The sequence below is a fragment of the Pseudomonas sp. BIGb0278 genome (assembly GCF_024809895.1).
Taxonomy (GTDB): Bacteria; Pseudomonadota; Gammaproteobacteria; order Pseudomonadales; family Pseudomonadaceae; genus Aquipseudomonas; species Aquipseudomonas shirazensis.
In genome coordinates this window covers 66,697-84,274 of record NZ_JANUEL010000008.1, presented here as the reverse complement: position 1 = coordinate 84,274, position 17,578 = coordinate 66,697, and the positions used below count along the sequence as shown (strand labels likewise).

The 17,578-nt window shown below is 63.8% G+C and carries 17 protein-coding genes; 10 read left to right on the top strand and 7 right to left on the bottom strand.

Translation table 11 applies throughout. The annotated features are described in order from the left end of the window. Positions 1 to 192: 192 nt before the first annotated feature. Both M2396_RS22190 and M2396_RS22185 read left to right on the top strand, forming a co-directional pair. Positions 193 to 885, top strand: coding sequence for a DNA-3-methyladenine glycosylase (locus M2396_RS22190; RefSeq protein ID WP_259078805.1), 693 nt, complete (start codon positions 193 to 195; stop codon positions 883 to 885). 2 nt (positions 886 to 887) lie between these two features. Next, on the top strand, positions 888 to 2,204 hold the full coding sequence (locus tag M2396_RS22185; RefSeq protein WP_150570977.1) for a bifunctional DedA family/phosphatase PAP2 family protein: 1,317 nt from the start codon (positions 888 to 890) through the stop codon (positions 2,202 to 2,204). Between the two features lie 32 nt (positions 2,205 to 2,236). On the opposite strand, the gene M2396_RS22180 is transcribed toward M2396_RS22185, so the two are convergent. The 3 genes from M2396_RS22180 to M2396_RS22170 are packed head-to-tail and all read right to left on the bottom strand — an operon-like array spanning position 2,237 to position 3,909. Next, positions 2,237 to 2,824 carry an LON peptidase substrate-binding domain-containing protein gene (locus M2396_RS22180; RefSeq protein ID WP_101322273.1) on the bottom strand — a complete coding sequence of 196 codons (588 nt, stop codon included), beginning with the start codon at positions 2,822 to 2,824 and terminating at the stop codon, positions 2,237 to 2,239. 9 nt (positions 2,825 to 2,833) lie between these two features. Beyond that, complete coding sequence (locus M2396_RS22175) at positions 2,834 to 3,550, bottom strand: LrgB family protein (protein WP_101322274.1); 717 nt, start codon at positions 3,548 to 3,550, stop codon at positions 2,834 to 2,836. Next, entirely contained in the window at positions 3,547 to 3,909 is a 363-nt protein-coding gene (locus M2396_RS22170) for a CidA/LrgA family protein (RefSeq protein WP_101322275.1), read from the bottom strand. Before M2396_RS22170 ends, M2396_RS22175 begins: the two co-directional genes overlap by 4 nt. A 146-nt stretch (positions 3,910 to 4,055) precedes the next feature. On the opposite strand from M2396_RS22170, the gene M2396_RS22165 reads away from it, so the two are divergent. The 3 genes from M2396_RS22165 to M2396_RS22155 all read left to right on the top strand — a co-directional run bounded on the left by M2396_RS22165 (position 4,056) and on the right by M2396_RS22155 (position 7,019). Beyond that, positions 4,056 to 4,511, top strand: coding sequence for a MaoC family dehydratase (locus M2396_RS22165; protein ID WP_101322276.1), 456 nt, complete (start codon positions 4,056 to 4,058; stop codon positions 4,509 to 4,511). A 103-nt stretch (positions 4,512 to 4,614) separates the two neighbouring features. Continuing rightward, a complete protein-coding gene (locus tag M2396_RS22160) occupies positions 4,615 to 6,348 on the top strand; it encodes a C13 family peptidase (protein WP_259078804.1) in 1,734 nt (577 codons plus the stop codon). A 26-nt stretch (positions 6,349 to 6,374) separates the two neighbouring features. Further along, positions 6,375 to 7,019 (top strand): oxidoreductase, encoded by a 645-nt coding sequence (locus M2396_RS22155; protein WP_101322278.1) that lies wholly within the window; start codon positions 6,375 to 6,377, stop codon positions 7,017 to 7,019. Positions 7,020 to 7,047: 28 nt separating this feature from the next. Here M2396_RS22155 and M2396_RS22150 read toward each other — a convergent pair whose 3' ends face one another. From M2396_RS22150 to M2396_RS22135, 4 genes are all read right to left on the bottom strand, one after another. Continuing rightward, positions 7,048 to 7,335: a YceK/YidQ family lipoprotein gene (locus tag M2396_RS22150; RefSeq protein ID WP_101322279.1), complete on the bottom strand. Its 288-nt coding sequence runs from the start codon at positions 7,333 to 7,335 to the stop codon at positions 7,048 to 7,050. After that, positions 7,332 to 7,961: a flavin prenyltransferase UbiX gene (gene ubiX, locus M2396_RS22145; RefSeq protein ID WP_259078803.1), complete on the bottom strand. Its 630-nt coding sequence runs from the start codon at positions 7,959 to 7,961 to the stop codon at positions 7,332 to 7,334. The genes M2396_RS22150 and ubiX overlap by 4 nt, the downstream gene beginning before the upstream one ends. Next, a complete protein-coding gene (gene mpl, locus M2396_RS22140) occupies positions 7,958 to 9,307 on the bottom strand; it encodes a UDP-N-acetylmuramate:L-alanyl-gamma-D-glutamyl-meso-diaminopimelate ligase (RefSeq protein WP_150570980.1) in 1,350 nt (449 codons plus the stop codon). Before mpl ends, ubiX begins: the two co-directional genes overlap by 4 nt. 68 nt (positions 9,308 to 9,375) lie before the next feature. Beyond that, positions 9,376 to 11,280, bottom strand: a complete 1,905-nt coding sequence (locus tag M2396_RS22135) for a sigma-54-dependent Fis family transcriptional regulator (RefSeq protein ID WP_259078802.1) — start codon at positions 11,278 to 11,280, stop codon at positions 9,376 to 9,378. Between the two features lie 268 nt (positions 11,281 to 11,548). Here M2396_RS22135 and M2396_RS22130 point away from each other — a divergent pair, with 268 nt between their 5' ends. The 5 genes from M2396_RS22130 (at position 11,549) to M2396_RS22110 (ending at position 17,572) form a co-directional block, all read left to right on the top strand. Continuing rightward, the gene (locus M2396_RS22130; protein WP_101322283.1) at positions 11,549 to 13,069 is read left to right on the top strand and encodes an aldehyde dehydrogenase family protein; all 1,521 of its coding nucleotides are present in this window, start codon (positions 11,549 to 11,551) and stop codon (positions 13,067 to 13,069) included. A 210-nt stretch (positions 13,070 to 13,279) separates the two neighbouring features. Further along, complete coding sequence (gene eat, locus M2396_RS22125) at positions 13,280 to 14,728, top strand: ethanolamine permease (protein ID WP_101322284.1); 1,449 nt, start codon at positions 13,280 to 13,282, stop codon at positions 14,726 to 14,728. Positions 14,729 to 14,777: 49 nt separating this feature from the next. Further along, positions 14,778 to 16,172, top strand: coding sequence for an ethanolamine ammonia-lyase subunit EutB (locus M2396_RS22120; RefSeq protein WP_259078800.1), 1,395 nt, complete (start codon positions 14,778 to 14,780; stop codon positions 16,170 to 16,172). Positions 16,173 to 16,180: 8 nt separating this feature from the next. Beyond that, positions 16,181 to 16,999: an ethanolamine ammonia-lyase subunit EutC gene (gene eutC / locus M2396_RS22115; protein ID WP_150570983.1), complete on the top strand. Its 819-nt coding sequence runs from the start codon at positions 16,181 to 16,183 to the stop codon at positions 16,997 to 16,999. 108 nt (positions 17,000 to 17,107) lie between these two features. Next, positions 17,108 to 17,572: an N-acetyltransferase gene (locus M2396_RS22110; RefSeq protein ID WP_101322286.1), complete on the top strand. Its 465-nt coding sequence runs from the start codon at positions 17,108 to 17,110 to the stop codon at positions 17,570 to 17,572. The last annotated feature ends 6 nt before the right edge of the window (positions 17,573 to 17,578 follow it).

Sequence of the window (17,578 nt, the reverse complement as noted above, 5' to 3'; positions counted from 1 at the left end):
TAGAAGATGACGAGGTTAATGGACAGGAAAGATGTAACCTGGCTTGACCAAAATGCTACGTGCGAGGTCGGAAGGCCCCGTGGTTACTGGGCGCCAGCGGTTCGCGCCGGCAGGCAGCCATCTGCAGCAGCGTTCAGCCTCGATTAAGCGATTAATTGCTATGATCGCGCCATTCAATCACGAACAGCCAGCATGCCAGACCCAGCCCCCTGCCCGGCCCGCGCCCTGCCAGACAGCTTTTTCGACCGTGATGCCCAGACCTTGGCCAAGGCGCTACTGGGCAAAGTCATTCGCCACCGTCAGGGCGACCTGTGGCTGGCTGCGCGGATCATCGAAACCGAAGCCTATTACCTGACCGACAAGGGCAGCCACGCCTCGCTGGGCTATACCGAAAAGCGCAAGGCGCTGTTTCTCGACGGCGGGCACATCTATATGTATTACGCCCGCGGCGGCGATTCGCTGAACTTCAGCGCCCACGGCCCGGGCAATGCGGTGCTGATCAAGTCAGCCTACCCGTTCATCGACGCGCTCTCGGACGCCAACAGCCTGGCCCGGATGCAACTGAATAACCCCGATGCCAGCGGCCAGTTGCGCCCACCCGAGCGCCTTTGCGCCGGGCAGACCCTGCTCTGCCGCGCGCTGGGCCTGAAGGTGCCGCACTGGGACGGCCAGCGTTTCGATCCGCAGGCGCTGTATGTCGAGGATTGTGCGCTGGCAGTGCCGCAGATCATCCAGTGCGCTCGCCTGGGCATTCCCCATGGCCGCGACGAGCACCTGCCGTACCGCTTCGTCGATGCTCAATTCGCCCGTTTCTGCACACGGAACCCGCTGCGTCGGGGCCAAGTCGAAGGCCGGGACTACTCAACTCTCGTACAAGGAAGCTGACCATGGGCCAATGGCTCGACAGCCTGACCGGCTGGCTCAGCGCCAATCCACAATGGCTTGGCGTGGCAATCTTCGTGGTGGCCTGTGTCGAATGCCTGGCGATTGCCGGGATCATCGTGCCGGGCACGGTATTGCTGTTTGCCGTTGCGGTGCTGGCCGGCAGTGGCGCATTCACCCTGGGCGAAACACTGCTGCTGGGCTTTGCCGGCGGCTTGCTCGGGGATGCGATGTCCTATGCCATCGGCAAGTATTTCCACCAGAACATCCGGCGCTTGCCGCTGATCCGCCATCACCCGGAGTGGATCGGCCGCGCCGAGACCTACTTCCAGCGCTATGGCATCGCCAGCCTGCTGGTGGGGCGCTTTATCGGGCCGTTGCGGCCGATGCTGCCGATGGTCGCCGGCATGTTCGACATGCCGTTGCCGCGCTTCATTGCGGTGAGCCTGGTGGCCGGCGCCGGCTGGTCGGTGGCTTATCTGCTGCCTGGCTGGGCGACCGGCGCGGCGATGCGCCTGCCGCTGCCGGAAGGCTTCTGGCTGGATGCAGGGATCATCGCCGGCACCTTGGCCGTGTTGATCGGCCTGAGCCTGAGCAGCAGCATTCGCGACCAGCGCCACGGGACCCGGCTGATCGCCGGGATGAGTTTTCTGGCGTTGGCCGGGGTGTTTCTCGGCTGGCCGTTCCTGCATGAGTTCGATCAGGGCGTGATGACTCTGGTGCAGGAGCACCGCAGCCAGGCGTTCGACGGCATCGTGGTGATCGTCACCCGCCTGGGCGACTTCCGCACTCAACTGTTCCTCGGCGGCTTGCTGACCGGCCTGCTGTTGCTGGCCCGGCAATGGCGCCATGCGGTCTTCGCCGGCAGCGCCCTGATGGGCACCGCGATTGCCAATGGCACGCTGAAATGGCTGTTTGCCCGAGCCCGACCAGAAGTGCTCAGCGACCCGCTAACCACTTACAGCATGCCCAGCGGGCACAGTTCGGCCTCGTTTGCGTTCTTCCTGGTGATGGCGGTACTGGCCGGCCGCGGGCAACCGCCGCGGATGCGCCTGACCTGGATCATGCTCGGCTGCATCCCGGCGCTGTCCATCGCCCTGTCGCGGGTCTACCTGGGCGCGCACTGGCCGACCGATATCCTTGCCGGGGCCCTGCTGGCCTGCTGTATCTGCGCCCTCAGCCTGACCCTGGTGCAGTGGCGCCAGCCTTTGACGGCGCTACCGCTGCGGGTGTGGTGGCTGATCCTCCCGGCGTGCGTGGCATTGCTGGCGTTTTTTGCCCTGTACGCCCTGCCCCACGCACTACTGCGCTATCAGTACTGAGTGTGAAGGAGCGCCTGGCCAGGCGCTCCTGATCAGGCAAACAGCTCGCCTTGCATGCGCTCGAGCAGCGATTGAATCGCGGCCAGGCGCTGCTGCGGCGAGTCCATCGCCAGCAGCTCGAGCTTGTCTTCTTCGATAAACGGCAGCAGGTAGGCCAACTGGTTGGCCAACGCCTGGCGCCCCTCGGCGCGCGGCATATCCAGCGCCGCGACCATTGGATGCTCACCCAGGGCCAGCAGCAGCGCCACCAGGTCATCATCTTCCTCGCTCAAGGCGCTGTCGGCGCTGTCGGCCAGCCAGTTCACCTCGGCCAGCAGCAGTTGGTCTTTCTGCACGTTGGTCTGGCCGACCTCGAAGCGGCGCACGCCCTCGACGCGAATGCCCAGCAGGCCGTTGTCCTGCTGTTCGAAGTCGCGGATCAGCGCTTCGCAGCCAATCGGCGCAACGCCCATTGGCGCCTTGCCGACCTGCTCGCCCTCGAGGATGCACACCACGCCAAAGCCAGCGCCCTGCTTCATGCAGCGGCCGATCATGTCCAGGTAACGCGCCTCGAAGATCTGCAGATCGAGCATGCACCCGGGAAACAGCACGGTGTTGAGCGGAAACAGCGGTAGCGTCATGTTCAATCCTCAAGCCACCAGGCTAACCGCCAACGGCAGGAATACCGCCGTGGCCACACCCATCAAACTCATCGCCAGCGCCGCAAAGGCGCCGCATTCGTCACTTTCCTGCAGGGCCACCGAGGTGCCTACCGCATGTGCGGTAATCCCCAGCGACATCCCCCGCGCCTCGGCGCTGTGCACACCACAACGGCTGAGCAGCGCCGGGCCGAAAATCGCCCCGATCACCCCGGTGATCAACACGAACACCGCCGCCAGCGCGGCCACGCCGCCGATCTGCTCGGCCACCAGCATGGCAATCGGCGAGGTCACCGACTTGGGCGCCATGGTCATCAGGATCATGTGCTCGGCACCGAACCACCAACCCAGCAGCACACAGGCACCGGTGGCGAACACCCCTCCGATTACCAGCGTAGTAAAGGTCGGCCAGAACAACTGGCGAATCCGCCGCAGGTTCAGATACAGCGGCACCGCCAGCGCGACCGTGGCCGGGCCAAGCAGGATATTCATGATCTCGGTGCTCTTGCGGTACTCGCTGTAATCGATGCCGCACAGCAGCAGGATAGTAATCACCACCACCATCGAGACCAGCACCGGCTGCAAAAAGATCCAACGGGTCTTCTCGAAGGCCGCCAGCACCAACTGGTAAGCACCCAGGGTGATGCCGATGCCAAACAGCGGATGGTGCACTACGGCATCCAGTGCGCCTTGCCAATCGAGGATCATGGGTGCTCCTCCGGCTTGCTCTGGCGCTGGATCAGCTTCTGCATCAAGACCCCGACGAATACCAGGGTCAGCAGGCAAGACAGCACCAACGCGCCGACGATGGCCCAGAAGTCAGCCGCAATGTCTTTGGCATAGACCATCACACCAACTGCAGGCGGCACCAGCAGCAACGGCAGGTAACGCAACAGGCTGGAGGCCGCTTCGTTCAACGGCTTGCCGACTTCGCCGCGGGCGATGAGAAATACCAGCAGCAGCAACAGGCCGATGATCGGCCCAGGCAGAATCGGCACCAGCAGGTGATTGAGTGCCGTACCCAGCAACTGAAACAACACCAGCCAGGTCAATCCACGCAACAGCATAAGCTTCTCCTTGGGGCATGGCGGCCATTATAAACACGCGTGGCCGGGGGCGTGGCCAGCACATGGTTGCTTGACCGCGCGCTGCCAACATGATGATCTTGCACGCGCGTACCACTTGAGCAGACACGACAACCTGGAGAGTCACGATGCCCTATGTACCTGTTGCAGCGCTTTCGCAGTATGTTGGTAAGGAACTGGGACGTTCCGCCTGGCTGACCATCGATCAGCAACGCATCAACCTGTTCGCCGAAGCCACTGGCGATTTCCAGTTCATCCACGTCGACCCGGAACAAGCCAGCAAGACTCCGTTCGGCAGCACCATCGCCCATGGCTTTCTGACCCTGTCGCTGATCCCCAAGCTGATGGAAGACATCCTCGTGCTGCCCGAGGGTATGAAGATGATCGTCAACTATGGTCTGGACAGCGTGCGCTTCATCCAGCCAGTCAAGGTCGACAGCAATGTGCGTCTCAAGGTCGAGCTGAAGGAGGCGACCGAGAAAAAGCCTGGCCAGTGGCTGCTGAAGATCCTCGCTACCCTGGAAATCGAAGGCGAAGACAAGCCGGCCTATATCGCCGAGCCGTTGACCCTGTGTTTCGTCTGAGCCACTGACGGGGCTGCCACGCGGCCCTGCGATTGCTGGCTGGGCACTGTCTCAGCCCACGCATTGTGCGGCATACTCGGCACATCTATCGCCGAGATCCGCCATGCGTGCACTGCTGCCCCTCGCCCTCACCGTTCTGCTTGCTGCCTGTGGCGACGGCGAACCACTGTCGCCGCCAGACGCCCGCCTGCCTGACGGTGGCCGCTACCGTGGCCAGGTGGTCAATGGCCTGCTGCAGGGCGAGGGCCGCATCGACTACCCCAATGGCAGTTGGTACGCCGGCACCTTCGCCAACGGCCAGTGGCATGGCCAGGGCGAATGGCATGGCAGCAACGGCGAGGTCTACCGCGGCCAGTTCGCCAGCGGCCTGTTCGAGGGCCTGGGCGAGCTGACCACGCCCGGCAGCCACTACTCAGGCACCTTCAAGCATGGCCGGCGCGACGGTGAAGGCACCCTCAAACAGAACGATCAGGTCTACCGTGGCCAGTTCAAGGACGACCAGTACCATGGCGCCGGCGAGCTCAAGTTGACCGACGGCAGCCAGTACCAGGGCCTGTTCGCCAAGGGCCAGCCGAACGGCGCCGGGGTGCGCAGCGATGCCAGCGGCAATCAGTTCAGTGGCTACTTCGTCGATGGCCAGCTGCAAGGCAGCGGCACTTACGACAGCGCCGATGGCGAGCAGTACATCGGCGAATTCAAGGACAACCGCCTGCAAGGCCGCGGCCGCTTCGAAAACGCCGACGGCGACGTCTGGATCGGTGAGTTCAGCGATGGCTCGCTGGACGGCCAGGGGGAGCTGCTGGGCAGCGATGGCAGCCGCTACAAGGGCGGCTTTCGCAACTGGCGGTTCTCGGGCGAAGGCCGCCTGCACCTGGCGGACGGCAGCCAGTACATCGGCGGTTTTGCCGACGACGCCTACCAGGGCCATGGCCGCCTGATCCAGGCCGACGGCCGCATCGAGGGCGGCTACTGGGTCAAGGGCGTGCGTGTGCGCGACGAACAGAGCAAGCTGCTGCCCGACCCGCTCGACCTTGCCCTGCTCAATCAGGGCAAGCTGCTCAAGGACGCGCTGGCCCAGGTGCCGCCATCCAAGGCGCCGATCCAGCTGTACAGCCTGGTGCTGGCCGGTGATGGCCAGCAAAGTGTGTTCATGCGTGAAGCCGACTATGTCAGCAACATGCTCAAGGTGCGCTTTGGTGCCAGCGGCCAGATCACCCTGGTCAACCACCGCGATCACCTGGCCGATCGGCCAATGGCCACCCGCCAGAACCTCACCCGCGCCGCCACAACCCTGGCCGAGCGCAGCGGCCCGGAAGACCTGATCTTCATCTACCTGACCAGCCACGGCAGCGCCGATCACCAGCTGGTGCTCGACCAGCCGCGCCTGCAACTGGCCGATCTCTCCGCCGATGAGCTGGCCAGCGCCCTCGCGCCGCTCAAAGACCGCGACAAGGTGGTGGTGATCTCGGCCTGCTACTCCGGCGGTTATATCCCGCCACTGAAAGATGAGCGGACCCTGATCATGACCGCCGCGCGCCCGGACAGGGTGTCATTTGGCTGTTCGGAAGAGGCCGACTTCACCTATTTCGGCGACGCCCTGTTCGCTGAAGCCCTGAATCAGACCGACGACTTGAAACAGGCGTTTGAACTGGCGCGCGCCAGCGTTGCCGAACGGGAACGTAGGGAAGGTTTCGAGGCCTCTGAACCGCAGCTGTGGGCGCCGCCCGCAGTACTGGCACACTGGCAACGGCTGCGCCAGCAGCAGGCCGAAGAAGCCTTGCGCAATGAAGCTCAGACAGCCGTACCGCCGCAGGCAAAACCACCTGCCAGGCGCTAAGCTGTGTGTAACAAGGGAGAGACATCATGTACTTGACGCCTCAGCATGTCCTGATCGCCGGCGCAACTGGCCTGACAGGTGAACACCTGCTTGACCGGCTGCTCAATGAACCCACCATCAGCCGCGTGCTGGCGCCAACGCGCCGGCCGCTGGCAGAGCATCCACACCTGGAAAACCCGGTCGGCGACCCTGCGGTGTTTCTGCCGCAACTGGGCGGCCGAGTCGATATCGCCTTCTGCTGCCTGGGCACTACCATCAAGCAGGCGGGCTCGGAGTCGGCGTTTCGCGCTGTCGATCTGGACATGGTGGTGGCCTTCAGCAAACGTGCGCGGGAAATGGGTGCACGCCATCTGCTGGTGGTCAGCGCCATTGGCGCAGACCCCAAGTCGTCGGTGTTCTACAACCGGGTCAAAGGCGAAATGGAAGAGGCGCTGAAAGCGCAGGACTGGCCACAGCTGACCATCGTGCGGCCATCGCTGTTGCTCGGTGAGCGGATTGAACCGCGCCTCGCCGAGCGCCTGGCCGCGCCGATTGCCCGGCTGCTGCCTGGCAAGTACGGTGGCATCGAGGCGTGTACCCTGGCCCGGGCATTGTGGCGCCTGGCGCTAGAAGAAGAAGACGGTATCCGCGTGATCGAGTCGGACGAACTGCGCAAACTGGGTAAAAACTAAGCAATTGCCGGGGGCTGCCCCGGCAATCTCACAGCCCACCTGATGCGTTGAAGCCCACGCCCAGTGCAGTCAGCAACGACAGCGGCAGCAACAGGGTATCGAGCAGTGCGCTGCCGGGCAGGTCCAGCGCCGGATAAGCCGGGGCTTGCGCTCCAAAGCGATCCGCAGGGCAGCAGCCACCCTTCATCACATACCAATCCAGACGGGTGCCGGCGTATACCACCGGCGCCCCAGGCTTGTTCGCATCCAGCGTACGCACGGTGGCGCAGCCGCCCAGCGAAGTAGCGACCAGCAAGGCCAGCAGAGCCCGCCTCAATCATCCACTCCGTAGTGATGCTCGCCCCAGCGCGGCAGCATGTCCTGAGGGATGTTCAGCAGGTTGAGAATCCGCGCGACGACAAAGTCGACCAGGTCATCGATGGTCTGCGGCTGATGGTAGAACCCAGGCGCTGCAGGCAGAATCACCGCGCCCATCTGCGACAGCTTGAGCATGTTCTCCAGGTGAATGGTCGAGAACGGCGCCTCACGCGGCACCAGAATCAGCTGGCGGCGCTCCTTCAAAGTGACGTCGGCGGCACGCTCGATCAGGTTGTTACAGGCACCTGTGGCAATCGCCGACAAGCTCCCGGTCGAGCACGGCACCACGACCATGGCCGCAGGCGCGCCGGAGCCGGACGCAACCGGCGACATCCAGTCTTCCTTGCCGTACACGCGAATCTGCCCGGAGGCAGCGCCGGTGTATTCGGTGAGGAAGGTCTGCATCGCCTGCGCCTTGGGCGGCAGCTGCACATCGGTCTCGGTGGCCATTACCAGCTGGGCGGCCTTCGAGATCAGAAAATGCACCTCGCGGTCTTCCCGTACCAGGCAATCGAGCAGGCGCAGGCCGTATTGCGCGCCGGAGGCGCCGGTCATGGCCAGGGTAATGCGCTGCGGGCCGTTCACTTCAAGGCCTCGGCCAGCTTGCCGTGCAGGCCGCCAAAGCCGCCGTTGCTCATGATCACCACATGGGTCCCGGGGCGCGCCTGGCCCTTGACCCGCTCGATGATCGCCTCAAGGCTGTCGGCGACAATCGCCGGCACTTTGCACTGCGCAGCAGTCGCGGCGAGATCCCAACCGAGGTTGGCCGGGGCATACCAGATCACCTGGTCGGCATCCTTGACGCTCTCGGGCAGGCCGTCGCGGTGCGCACCGAGCTTCATCGAATTGGAACGGGGTTCGATCACGGCGATCACCGGCGCCTCACCGACCTGCTTGCGCAGGCCATCGAGGGTGGTGGCAATCGCGGTCGGGTGGTGAGCGAAGTCATCATAGATGGTCACGCCCTGTACTTCAGCAACCTTCTCCATGCGCCGCTTGACGCTCTTGAAGGCATTCAGTCCGTCGATGGCCATCGCCGGAACGACGCCGACATGACGCGCCGCAGCCAGCGTCGCGAGGGCATTGGCAACGTTGTGCTGGCCAGTCATCGGCCAATTGACGGTGCCCTGCACCACGCCTTCGAACAGCACTTCAAACTGCGAGCCGTCGGCGCTGAGCAGGCGCGCCTGCCACTGCCCGCCAGCACCGGTGGTCTGCACCGGCGTCCAGCAGCCCATGCCGATCACCCGCTCCAGGGCTTGCTCGGTGGTCGGATGAATGACCAGCCCTTCACTCGGGATGGTCCGCACCAGGTGATGGAACTGACGCTCGATGGCGGCCAGGTCGGGGAAGATATCGGCGTGGTCGAACTCAAGGTTGTTGAGGATCGCGGTACGCGGGTGGTAATGAACGAACTTCGAGCGCTTGTCGAAGAAGGCGCTGTCGTATTCGTCGGCTTCGATCACGAAGAACGGCGTATCGCCGAGACGCGCCGACACCGAGAAGTTCTGCGGCACGCCACCAATGAGGAAGCCCGGGCTCATGCCCGCATGCTCCAGCACCCAGGCGAGCATGCTGCTGGTGGTGGTCTTGCCATGGGTGCCGGCGACAGCCAGGACCCAGCGGCCTTGCAGCACATGGTCGGCCAGCCACTGCGGGCCGGAAACATACGGCAGGCCTTTGTTCAGCACATATTCGACTGCCGGGTTGCCACGCGACATGGCGTTGCCGATCACCACCAGATCAGGGGCTGGCTCCAGCTGCGCCGGGTCATAGCCCTGGATCAGCTCGATGCCCTGGGCTTCGAGCTGGGTGCTCATCGGCGGATAGACATTGGCATCGGAGCCGGTGACCCGATGGCCGAGCTCTTTCGCCAGCACGGCCAGGGAGCCCATGAAAGTACCGCAAATACCGAGAATATGAATGTGCATGATCGACCTCGCAAAACGTCGAGGCAGGGTAGCCCAGGGCGCGCCAATTCGCACCCGCTGATTCAGCTTCAACTGACTCGGGTGATGCCGTGTTTGCGCAGTTTGCGATACAGGGTGTTGCGGCTGATGCCCAGGTGGCTGGCGACATGGGTCAGGTGCCAGCGCAGTTGTTCAAGGGTGGCCAGCAGCGCTTCGCGCTCGGCATCGGCCAACGGCGCGGCCACGCTGGCATTAGCCGTTGCCGGAGCGGTGCGGGTGATGATCGCCGGCAGGTCAGCCAGACCGATGCGCCGATCGTCACACAGCGCCACCAACGTACGCAGCACGTTGCGCAACTGGCGCACGTTACCGGGCCAGGCGAAGGCCAGCAGCGCCTCGCGGGCCGCCGGCGCCAGCTCAAGCGGCTGGCCATCGGCCTCCTGCGCCAGGATGAAGTCGAGCAACTGGCCCTTGTCGCTACGCTCGCGGACTGCTGGCAAGGGCACTTCGAGGCCGTTGAGGCGGTAGTAGAGGTCTTCGCGAAAACTGCCCTGCTCGACCCGCTCGAGCAGATCGCGGTGGGTGGCGCTGATGATGCGCACATCCACGGCCTGCGCCTCGCCGCCGATGGGCACTACCTGGCGTTCTTCCAGCACGCGCAGCAGGCGCGTCTGCAAGGCCAGCGGCATGTCACCGATCTCGTCCAGCAGCAAGGTGCCGCCATCCGCCTGGAGCAGCTTGCCGCGCATGCCTTCCTTGCGCGCTCCGGTAAAGCTGCCGCCGCGATAACCGAACAGCTCGCTCTCGATCAGGCTCTCCGGGATCGACGCGCAGTTGATCGCCACAAACGGCTTGTGCCGGCGCTGGCTGGCCTGGTGCACAGCCTGGGCAAAGGCCTCCTTGCCGCAGCCGGTTTCACCACGCAGGAGCAATGGCACATCGCGCTCGAACACGCGCAGGGCGCGGCCAAAGTCGGTTTGCAGGGCCGGGTCGAGCAGGCAGATCTGCGCTGCTGGCGCCACCACCGGCAAGGGCTGCGCGGCGGGCACGGCCCAGGCCGCTACCGGTGCCTGCCCGCGCAGGCTGGCATAGACCTGACGGCCATCGCGGGTGTGCAGGGGCCAGGCGGTACTGCCCTGCGGCGTCGCGCGGCCGAGCAACTCGTCGAGGTTGCAGGCAAAGAACATATCGATCGGTTTGCCCAGCACGCCACTGCGAATGCTGCCCAGCAGGTTCAGCGCGCTCTGGTTGGCCGCGCTGATCCGGCCATCGCCATCAAAGGCAAGCAAGCCTTCACTGAACAGCCCGACCGACTCTGCCTGCAGGTGAAAACGCAGCAGCCATTGGTGCTGGTAGTGGCGCAGGAAGTAGCAACTCTCGATCATCTTCGCCGACAGGTTGACCAGCGCCATGGTGTGGAACTGGCTCTGACGCGACACGTCGGCCCGCGCCGAGGACACGTCGAGCACCGCCAGCAGTTCGCCGTGCGGGTCGAATACCGGGCTCGCCGAGCAGGTCAGGCCGGTGTGGCGGCCACGAAAGTGTTCATTCTGATGAATGGTCAGCGCCTGGCGCTCGACCAGGCAGGTGCCGATGCCGTTGGTGCCCTCGCTGGCTTCGCTCCAGTCCGCCCCCAGCCACAGCCCGGCGCGCTCGAAGATACGCCGCTCGGTGGGCGCCGTGACGCAGTTGAGGATCACCCCGTGGGCATCGGTGAGCAGCACCGCATGGCCGGCGCCAGAGAGCTGCTGGTGCAGGCTGTTCATCTCGCCGTCGGCAATGTGCAGCACCTGGCGCAGGCGCTCGCGGGTCTCCAGCAGGCGCCCATGCTCAAGCACCACCGGCGCCTGGCTGCGCGCAGGATCAAGGTGGTAGTCCTCCAGGCAACGCAGCCACGAGCGGGCAATGGAAGGGTCGCTGGCGGGGCCGTTGCCTTCACCGCGGGCGGTGGTCAGGACCTGCTGGGCATGCTGGCTGAACGTGGTGTTCTGCATTTGTTGTTGGACTCCGCAGATACAGTCTGTGGCCAGCATCCTCCACCCGGGAAGCCTTTGCAATGGTGCGCTGACGTGGCCGACACAGGCTGTACCGCCGACGGTACAAAGTGTCACCCAGCGCGTGCCAGCCTTGGCACAACGCCTGGCCATGACGCACGCAGCACTGGGCCAAGCCCTTGATCTACAAGGCCTGGCAGGCGCTGGCCCGACCTTTGCTCTACGCTTGATAACTCCCTAACAAACATAACTAACCAGGAGAGACACCATGCGTTACGCACATCCCGGTACCGACGGCGCCAAGGTCAACTTCAAGCGTCAGTACGGCAACTTCATCGGTGGCGAGTTCGTAGCTCCGGTCAAAGGTCAATATTTCGAAAACACCTCGCCGGTCAACGGCAAGCTGATCGCTGAATTCCCGCGCTCGACTGCCGAAGACATCGACAAGGCGCTGGACGCCGCCCACGCTGCTGCCGATGCCTGGGGCCGCACTTCGGTACAGGATCGCTCCAACGTACTGCTGAAGATTGCCGACCGTATCGAGCAGAACCTCGAGCTGCTGGCCATCACCGAAACCTGGGACAACGGCAAGCCGATCCGCGAAACCCTCAACGCCGACATCCCGCTGGCGGTCGACCACTTCCGCTACTTCGCGGGCTGCATCCGTGCCCAGGAAGGCGGCGCTGCCGAAATCAATGAAAACACCGTGGCCTATCACATCCACGAACCGCTGGGCGTGGTCGGCCAGATCATCCCGTGGAACTTCCCGATCCTGATGGCCGCGTGGAAGCTCGCCCCGGCCCTGGCTGCCGGCAACTGCGTGGTGCTCAAGCCCGCCGAGCAAACCCCGCTGGGCATCACCGTGCTGGTCGAACTGATCGGCGACCTGCTGCCACCTGGCGTGCTCAACGTGGTGCAGGGCTATGGCCGTGAGGCTGGCGAAGCGCTGGCGACCAGCAAGCGCATTGCCAAGATCGCCTTCACCGGCTCGACCCCAGTCGGTTCGCACATCATGAAATGCGCTGCCGAGAACATCATCCCGTCCACCGTCGAACTGGGCGGCAAGTCGCCGAACATCTACTTCGAAGACGTCATGCAGGCCGAGCCGAGCTTTATCGACAAGGCCGCCGAGGGCATGGTGCTGGCATTCTTCAACCAGGGCGAAGTGTGCACCTGCCCATCGCGGGCGCTGGTCCAGGAATCGATCTATCCGCAGTTCATGGAAGCGGTGCTGAACAAGGTCAAGCAGATCAAGCGTGGCGACCCGCTGGACACCGAGACCATGATCGGCGCTCAGGCCTCGCAGCAGCAGTTCGAGAAGATTCTCTCCTACCTGGACATCGCCCAGGCCGAAGGCGCCGAGCTGCTCAGCGGCGGCAAGGTGGAAAAACTCGAAGGCGCCCTGGCCACCGGCTATTACATCCAGCCGACTCTGCTCAAGGGCAACAACAAGATGCGCGTGTTCCAGGAAGAAATCTTCGGCCCGGTGGTCAGTGTCACCACCTTCAAGGACGAAGCTGAAGCGCTGGCGATTGCCAACGACACCGAGTTCGGCCTCGGCGCCGGGGTCTGGACCCGCGACATCAACCGCGCCTACCGCATGGGCCGTGGCATCAAAGCCGGCCGGGTGTGGACCAACTGCTATCACCTGTACCCGGCGCACGCCGCGTTTGGTGGCTACAAAAAGTCCGGGGTTGGCCGCGAAACGCACAAGATGATGCTTGATCATTATCAGCAGACCAAGAACCTGCTGGTGAGCTACGACATCAATCCGCTGGGCTTCTTCTAAATACGCCCGGGGGCTGCTTTGCAGCCCTTTCGCGACACAAGGCCGCTCCTACAGGCGACTGTGGGAGCGGGCTTGCCCGCGAAGGGCCGCAAAATGGCGATGACACACCACACCCCCAGAGCAGCAACCGCTCTGGCGCGCTTCATGCAAGACAAATCACCAAGTGGCCGCACTCCCTTCGGCCCCCAAAAAAAATAACTGGTGAATCCAATGCCAAGCGATCATCCCGCCGGTACGCCGGCTACTTCTTCCGTCGATTTCGAAAAGGTCGGCTCCGACTATTTCCAGCAACGCGAACTGAAAAAAGGCGCCGCCGGCTGGGTCCTGCTGGTCGGTCTCGGGGTCGCCTATGTGATCTCCGGTGACTACGCCGGCTGGAACTTCGGCCTGGCCCAAGGCGGCTGGGGCGGCATGTTCCTCGCCACCTTGCTGATGGCGACGATGTACCTGTGCATGTGCTTCTCGCTGGCCGAACTGTCGTCGATGATCCCTACCGCCGGCGGTGGCTACGGCTTTGCCCGCAGTGCGTTCGGCCCGTGGGGCGGTTTTCTCACCGGCACCGCGATCCTTATCGAGTACGCCATTGCCCCCGCGGCGATTGCGGTGTTCATCGGCGCCTACTGCGAGTCGCTGTTCGGCATTGGCGGCTGGATGATCTACCTGGCCTTCTACATCATCTTCATCGGCATCCACATCTTTGGGGTCGGCGAGGCATTGAAGCTGATGTTCATCATCACCGCGGTGGCAGCGATTGCCCTGGTGGTGTTCCTGCTCGGCATGGTGCCCCATTTTGATGCGGCCAACCTGTTTGACATCGCTCCAACCAACGCCGCCGGCGCCAGCAGTTTCCTGCCGTTTGGCTACCTCGGTGTGTGGGCGGCAATCCCCTATGCGATCTGGTTCTTCCTCGCGGTCGAAGGCGTGCCGCTGGCTGCCGAAGAAACCAAGAACCCGAAACGTGACCTGCCGCGTGGCCTGATCGGCGCGATGCTGGTGCTGCTGGCGTTTGCCCTGCTGATTCTGGTGATCGGCCCCGGCGGAGCCGGCTCGGAAGCGCTGAAAGCCTCCGGCAACCCGCTGGTTGAAGCCCTGTCGAAAGCCTACGGCGGTTCGACCTGGATGGGCGGCTTCGTCAACCTGGTCGGCCTGGCCGGTTTGATCGCCAGCTTCTTCTCGATCATCTATGCCTACTCCCGGCAGATCTTCGCCCTGTCGCGCGCCGGCTACCTGCCGCGCAAGTTGTCGCAGACCAACAAGAGCAAGGCGCCGGTGCTGGCGCTGATCATCCCGGGCATCATCGGCTTCGCGCTGTCGCTGACCGGTCAAGGTGATCTGCTGATTCTGGTCGCGGTTTTCGGCGCGACGCTGTCGTATGTATTGATGATGGCGGCGCACATCACCCTGCGTATCCGCCGGCCGAAAATGGACCGCCCGTACCGCACCCCAGGCGGCATCTTCACCTCGGGCGTGGCGCTGGTGCTGGCCTGTGTGGCGGTGATTGCCGGGTTCCTGGTCGATCCGCGAGTGGTAATTGGCGCTGCGGTGATCTATGCAGTATTGATTGCCTACTTTGCGTTCTACAGCCGTCACCACCTGGTAGCGGGCACACCGGAAGAAGAGTTCGCTGCGATCCAGAAGGCCGAAGAGGCCTTGCACTGATTGCCGCTATGCGCCGCAGGCCCTGCCTGCGGCGCTCTGGAGAGTCTGTATGGCAAGTTTCGTACACACGGTAGGCAATCTGGTCTACCGCTTCGACAGTCTCAAGGAAGTCATGGCCAAGGCCAGCCCGGCCCGCTCCGGTGACTTCCTCGCCGGAGTCGCCGCTGAAAATGACGGCGAACGCGTCGCCGCGCAGATGGCCCTGGCCAATATCCCCCTCACGCACTTTTTAAGCGAAGCGCTGATCCCCTACGAAGAGGACGAAGTTACCCGACTGATCATCGACAGCCACGACGCTGAGGCCTTCGCCCCGGTCAGCCACCTGACCGTCGGCGGCCTGCGCGACTGGCTGCTCGGCGAGCAGGCCGATGAAGACAGCCTGCGCGCCCTCGCCCCTGGCCTGACCCCGGAAATGGCCGCGGCGGTGTCGAAGATCATGCGGGTACAGGACTTGATCCTGGTCGCGCAGAAGATCCGCGTAGTCACTCAGTTTCGCGGCACCATGGGTTTGCGCGGACGCCTGTCGACCCGCCTGCAGCCCAACCATCCGACCGATGAGCCAGCCGGGATCGCCGCGAGCATTCTCGACGGCCTGCTGTACGGCAACGGCGATGCGATGATCGGCATCAACCCGGCCACCGACAGCATTTCGTCGATCTGCGCCATGCTGGAAATGCTCGATGCGATCATCCAGCGCTACCAGATCCCGACCCAGGCCTGCGTGCTGACCCACGTCACCACCTCGATCGAGGCGATCAACCGCGGCGTGCCGCTGGACCTGGTGTTCCAGTCGATCGCCGGCAGCGAAGCGGCCAACGCCAGCTTTGGCATCAACCTCAATGTCTTGCAGGAAGGCTATGACGCGGGCCTGTCGCTCAAGCGTGGCACCGTCGGGCAGAACCTGATGTATTTCGAGACCGGCCAGGGCAGCGCGCTGTCGGCCAACGCCCACCATGGCGTCGACCAGCAAACCTGCGAAACCCGCGCCTACGCCGTGGCGCGCCACTTCAAGCCGTTTCTGGTCAATACCGTGGTCGGTTTCATCGGCCCGGAGTACTTGTACAACGGCAAGCAGATCATCCGTGCCGGCCTCGAAGACCACTTCTGCGGCAAGCTGCTCGGTGTGCCGATGGGTTGTGACATCTGCTACACCAACCACGCCGAAGCCGATCAGGACGACATGGACACCCTGTTGACCCTGCTGGGGGTCGCCGGGATCAACTTCATCATGGGCATCCCCGGTTCCGACGACATCATGCTCAACTACCAGACCACCTCGTTCCACGATGCCCTCTACGCGCGCCAGACCCTTGGCCTCAAGCCCGGGCCGGAATTCGAAGCCTGGCTGGAGCGCACCGGCATCTTCACCCAGGCCGATGGCCGCATTCGCTTTGGCGACAACCTGCCGCCCGCTTTCCGCCAGGCCTTGGCGCAGCTCGCATAGGGATGACCATGGATCAGCACACACCAACCACCGACAACCCCTGGCTGGCCCTGCGCAGCCTGACTCCGGCGCGCATCGCCCTGGGCCGCAGCGGCATCAGCCTGCCGACCAGCGCCCAGCTGGATTTCCAGTTCGCCCACGCCCAGGCCCGCGATGCCGTGCACCTGCCGTTCGACCACGCCGGGCTGCGCAGTCAGCTCAGCGACCGCGGCCGCGAAAGCCTGCTGCTGCACAGCGCCGCCAGTGATCGCGACCAGTACCTGCAGCGCCCTGACCTGGGTCGACGGTTGAATGAAGCCTCGGTCGAACAACTGCGCGAGCACGTAAAGGCCAACCCCGGAGGGGTCGATCTGGCTATCGTCGTGGCCGATGGCCTTTCTGCGCTGGCGGTGCATCGGCATACCCTGCCGTTTCTCAGCCGCTTCGAAGAGCAGGCCGCAGCCGATGGCTGGAGCAGCGCACCGGTGGTGCTGGTCGAACAAGGCCGCGTCGCGGTCGCCGACGAGGTCGGCCAGCTGCTCGGTGCACGCATGACGGTCATGCTGATCGGCGAACGACCGGGGCTGAGCTCGCCCGACAGCCTGGGCCTGTACTTCACCTTCGCGCCCAAGGTCGGCCTGACCGATGCTTATCGCAACTGCATCTCCAACGTGCGTTTAGAGGGGTTGAGCTACGGCATGGCCGCGCATCGCCTGTTGTATCTGATGCGCGAAGCGTGTCGGCGCCAGCTGTCGGGCGTGAACCTCAAAGACGAAGCCGAGGTACTGAGCCTCGACTCGTCAGACCCCAGCGCAAAACGCGGTAACTTTTTGCTCGGCGAACAGTAGTCATCACTGCTGGCGGCTGGATTGCGCTTCGCGCCTGCTTTGGGGCAGCATGGGCGCGAACGTTGTCGGCAACCTGTCGTTTGCCTAAATGGACTCTGAGGGCCGTACATGCGCATCATCAAGGCAACCCTGGCACATCTCGACCTGCTCAACCCATTGTTCGTCAAATACCGCGAGTACTACGGGCAACTGCCCTACCCGGACAGCTCACGCAGCTTTCTCGAAAAGCGCCTGCGGCTGGAGGAGTCGGTGATCTATCTGGCCTTCGCCGATGACGATGTCGACGACAGCAAGCTGCTGGGCTTCTGCCAGCTGTATCCAAGCTTCTCGTCGCTGTCGCTCAAGCGTGTGTGGATCCTCAATGACATCTATGTCGCCGAAGATGCCCGGCGAATGCTGGTAGCCGACCACCTGATGCGTGAAGCAAAGAAGATGGCCAAGGAAACCAACGCCGTGCGCATGCGCGTATCGACCAGCACCGACAATCAGGTCGCCATGAAAACCTACGAGTCTATGGGCTTTCGCGAGGACACCGAGTTCAAGAACTACACCCTGCCGATCAACTCGGATTGATCGCGC

Excerpts from the sequence above, each read along its gene's own strand:
- M2396_RS22190 (WP_259078805.1), top strand. The coding sequence starts at position 193 with ATGCCAGACCCAGCCCCCTGCCCGGCCCGCGCCCTGCCAGACAGCTTT.
- M2396_RS22175 (WP_101322274.1), bottom strand. The coding sequence starts at position 3,550 with ATGATCCTCGATTGGCAAGGCGCACTGGATGCCGTAGTGCACCATCCG.
- M2396_RS22130 (WP_101322283.1), top strand. The coding sequence starts at position 11,549 with ATGCGTTACGCACATCCCGGTACCGACGGCGCCAAGGTCAACTTCAAG.
- M2396_RS22110 (WP_101322286.1), top strand. The coding sequence starts at position 17,108 with ATGCGCATCATCAAGGCAACCCTGGCACATCTCGACCTGCTCAACCCA.
- M2396_RS22155 (WP_101322278.1), top strand. The coding sequence starts at position 6,375 with ATGTACTTGACGCCTCAGCATGTCCTGATCGCCGGCGCAACTGGCCTG.
- M2396_RS22120 (WP_259078800.1), top strand. The coding sequence starts at position 14,778 with ATGGCAAGTTTCGTACACACGGTAGGCAATCTGGTCTACCGCTTCGAC.
- eutC (WP_150570983.1), top strand. The coding sequence starts at position 16,181 with ATGGATCAGCACACACCAACCACCGACAACCCCTGGCTGGCCCTGCGC.
- M2396_RS22185 (WP_150570977.1), top strand. The coding sequence starts at position 888 with ATGGGCCAATGGCTCGACAGCCTGACCGGCTGGCTCAGCGCCAATCCA.
- M2396_RS22135 (WP_259078802.1), bottom strand. The coding sequence starts at position 11,280 with ATGCAGAACACCACGTTCAGCCAGCATGCCCAGCAGGTCCTGACCACC.
- M2396_RS22160 (WP_259078804.1), top strand. The coding sequence starts at position 4,615 with ATGCGTGCACTGCTGCCCCTCGCCCTCACCGTTCTGCTTGCTGCCTGT.
- M2396_RS22170 (WP_101322275.1), bottom strand. The coding sequence starts at position 3,909 with ATGCTGTTGCGTGGATTGACCTGGCTGGTGTTGTTTCAGTTGCTGGGT.
- mpl (WP_150570980.1), bottom strand. The coding sequence starts at position 9,307 with ATGCACATTCATATTCTCGGTATTTGCGGTACTTTCATGGGCTCCCTG.
- eat (WP_101322284.1), top strand. The coding sequence starts at position 13,280 with ATGCCAAGCGATCATCCCGCCGGTACGCCGGCTACTTCTTCCGTCGAT.
- M2396_RS22180 (WP_101322273.1), bottom strand. The coding sequence starts at position 2,824 with ATGACGCTACCGCTGTTTCCGCTCAACACCGTGCTGTTTCCCGGGTGC.
- M2396_RS22165 (WP_101322276.1), top strand. The coding sequence starts at position 4,056 with ATGCCCTATGTACCTGTTGCAGCGCTTTCGCAGTATGTTGGTAAGGAA.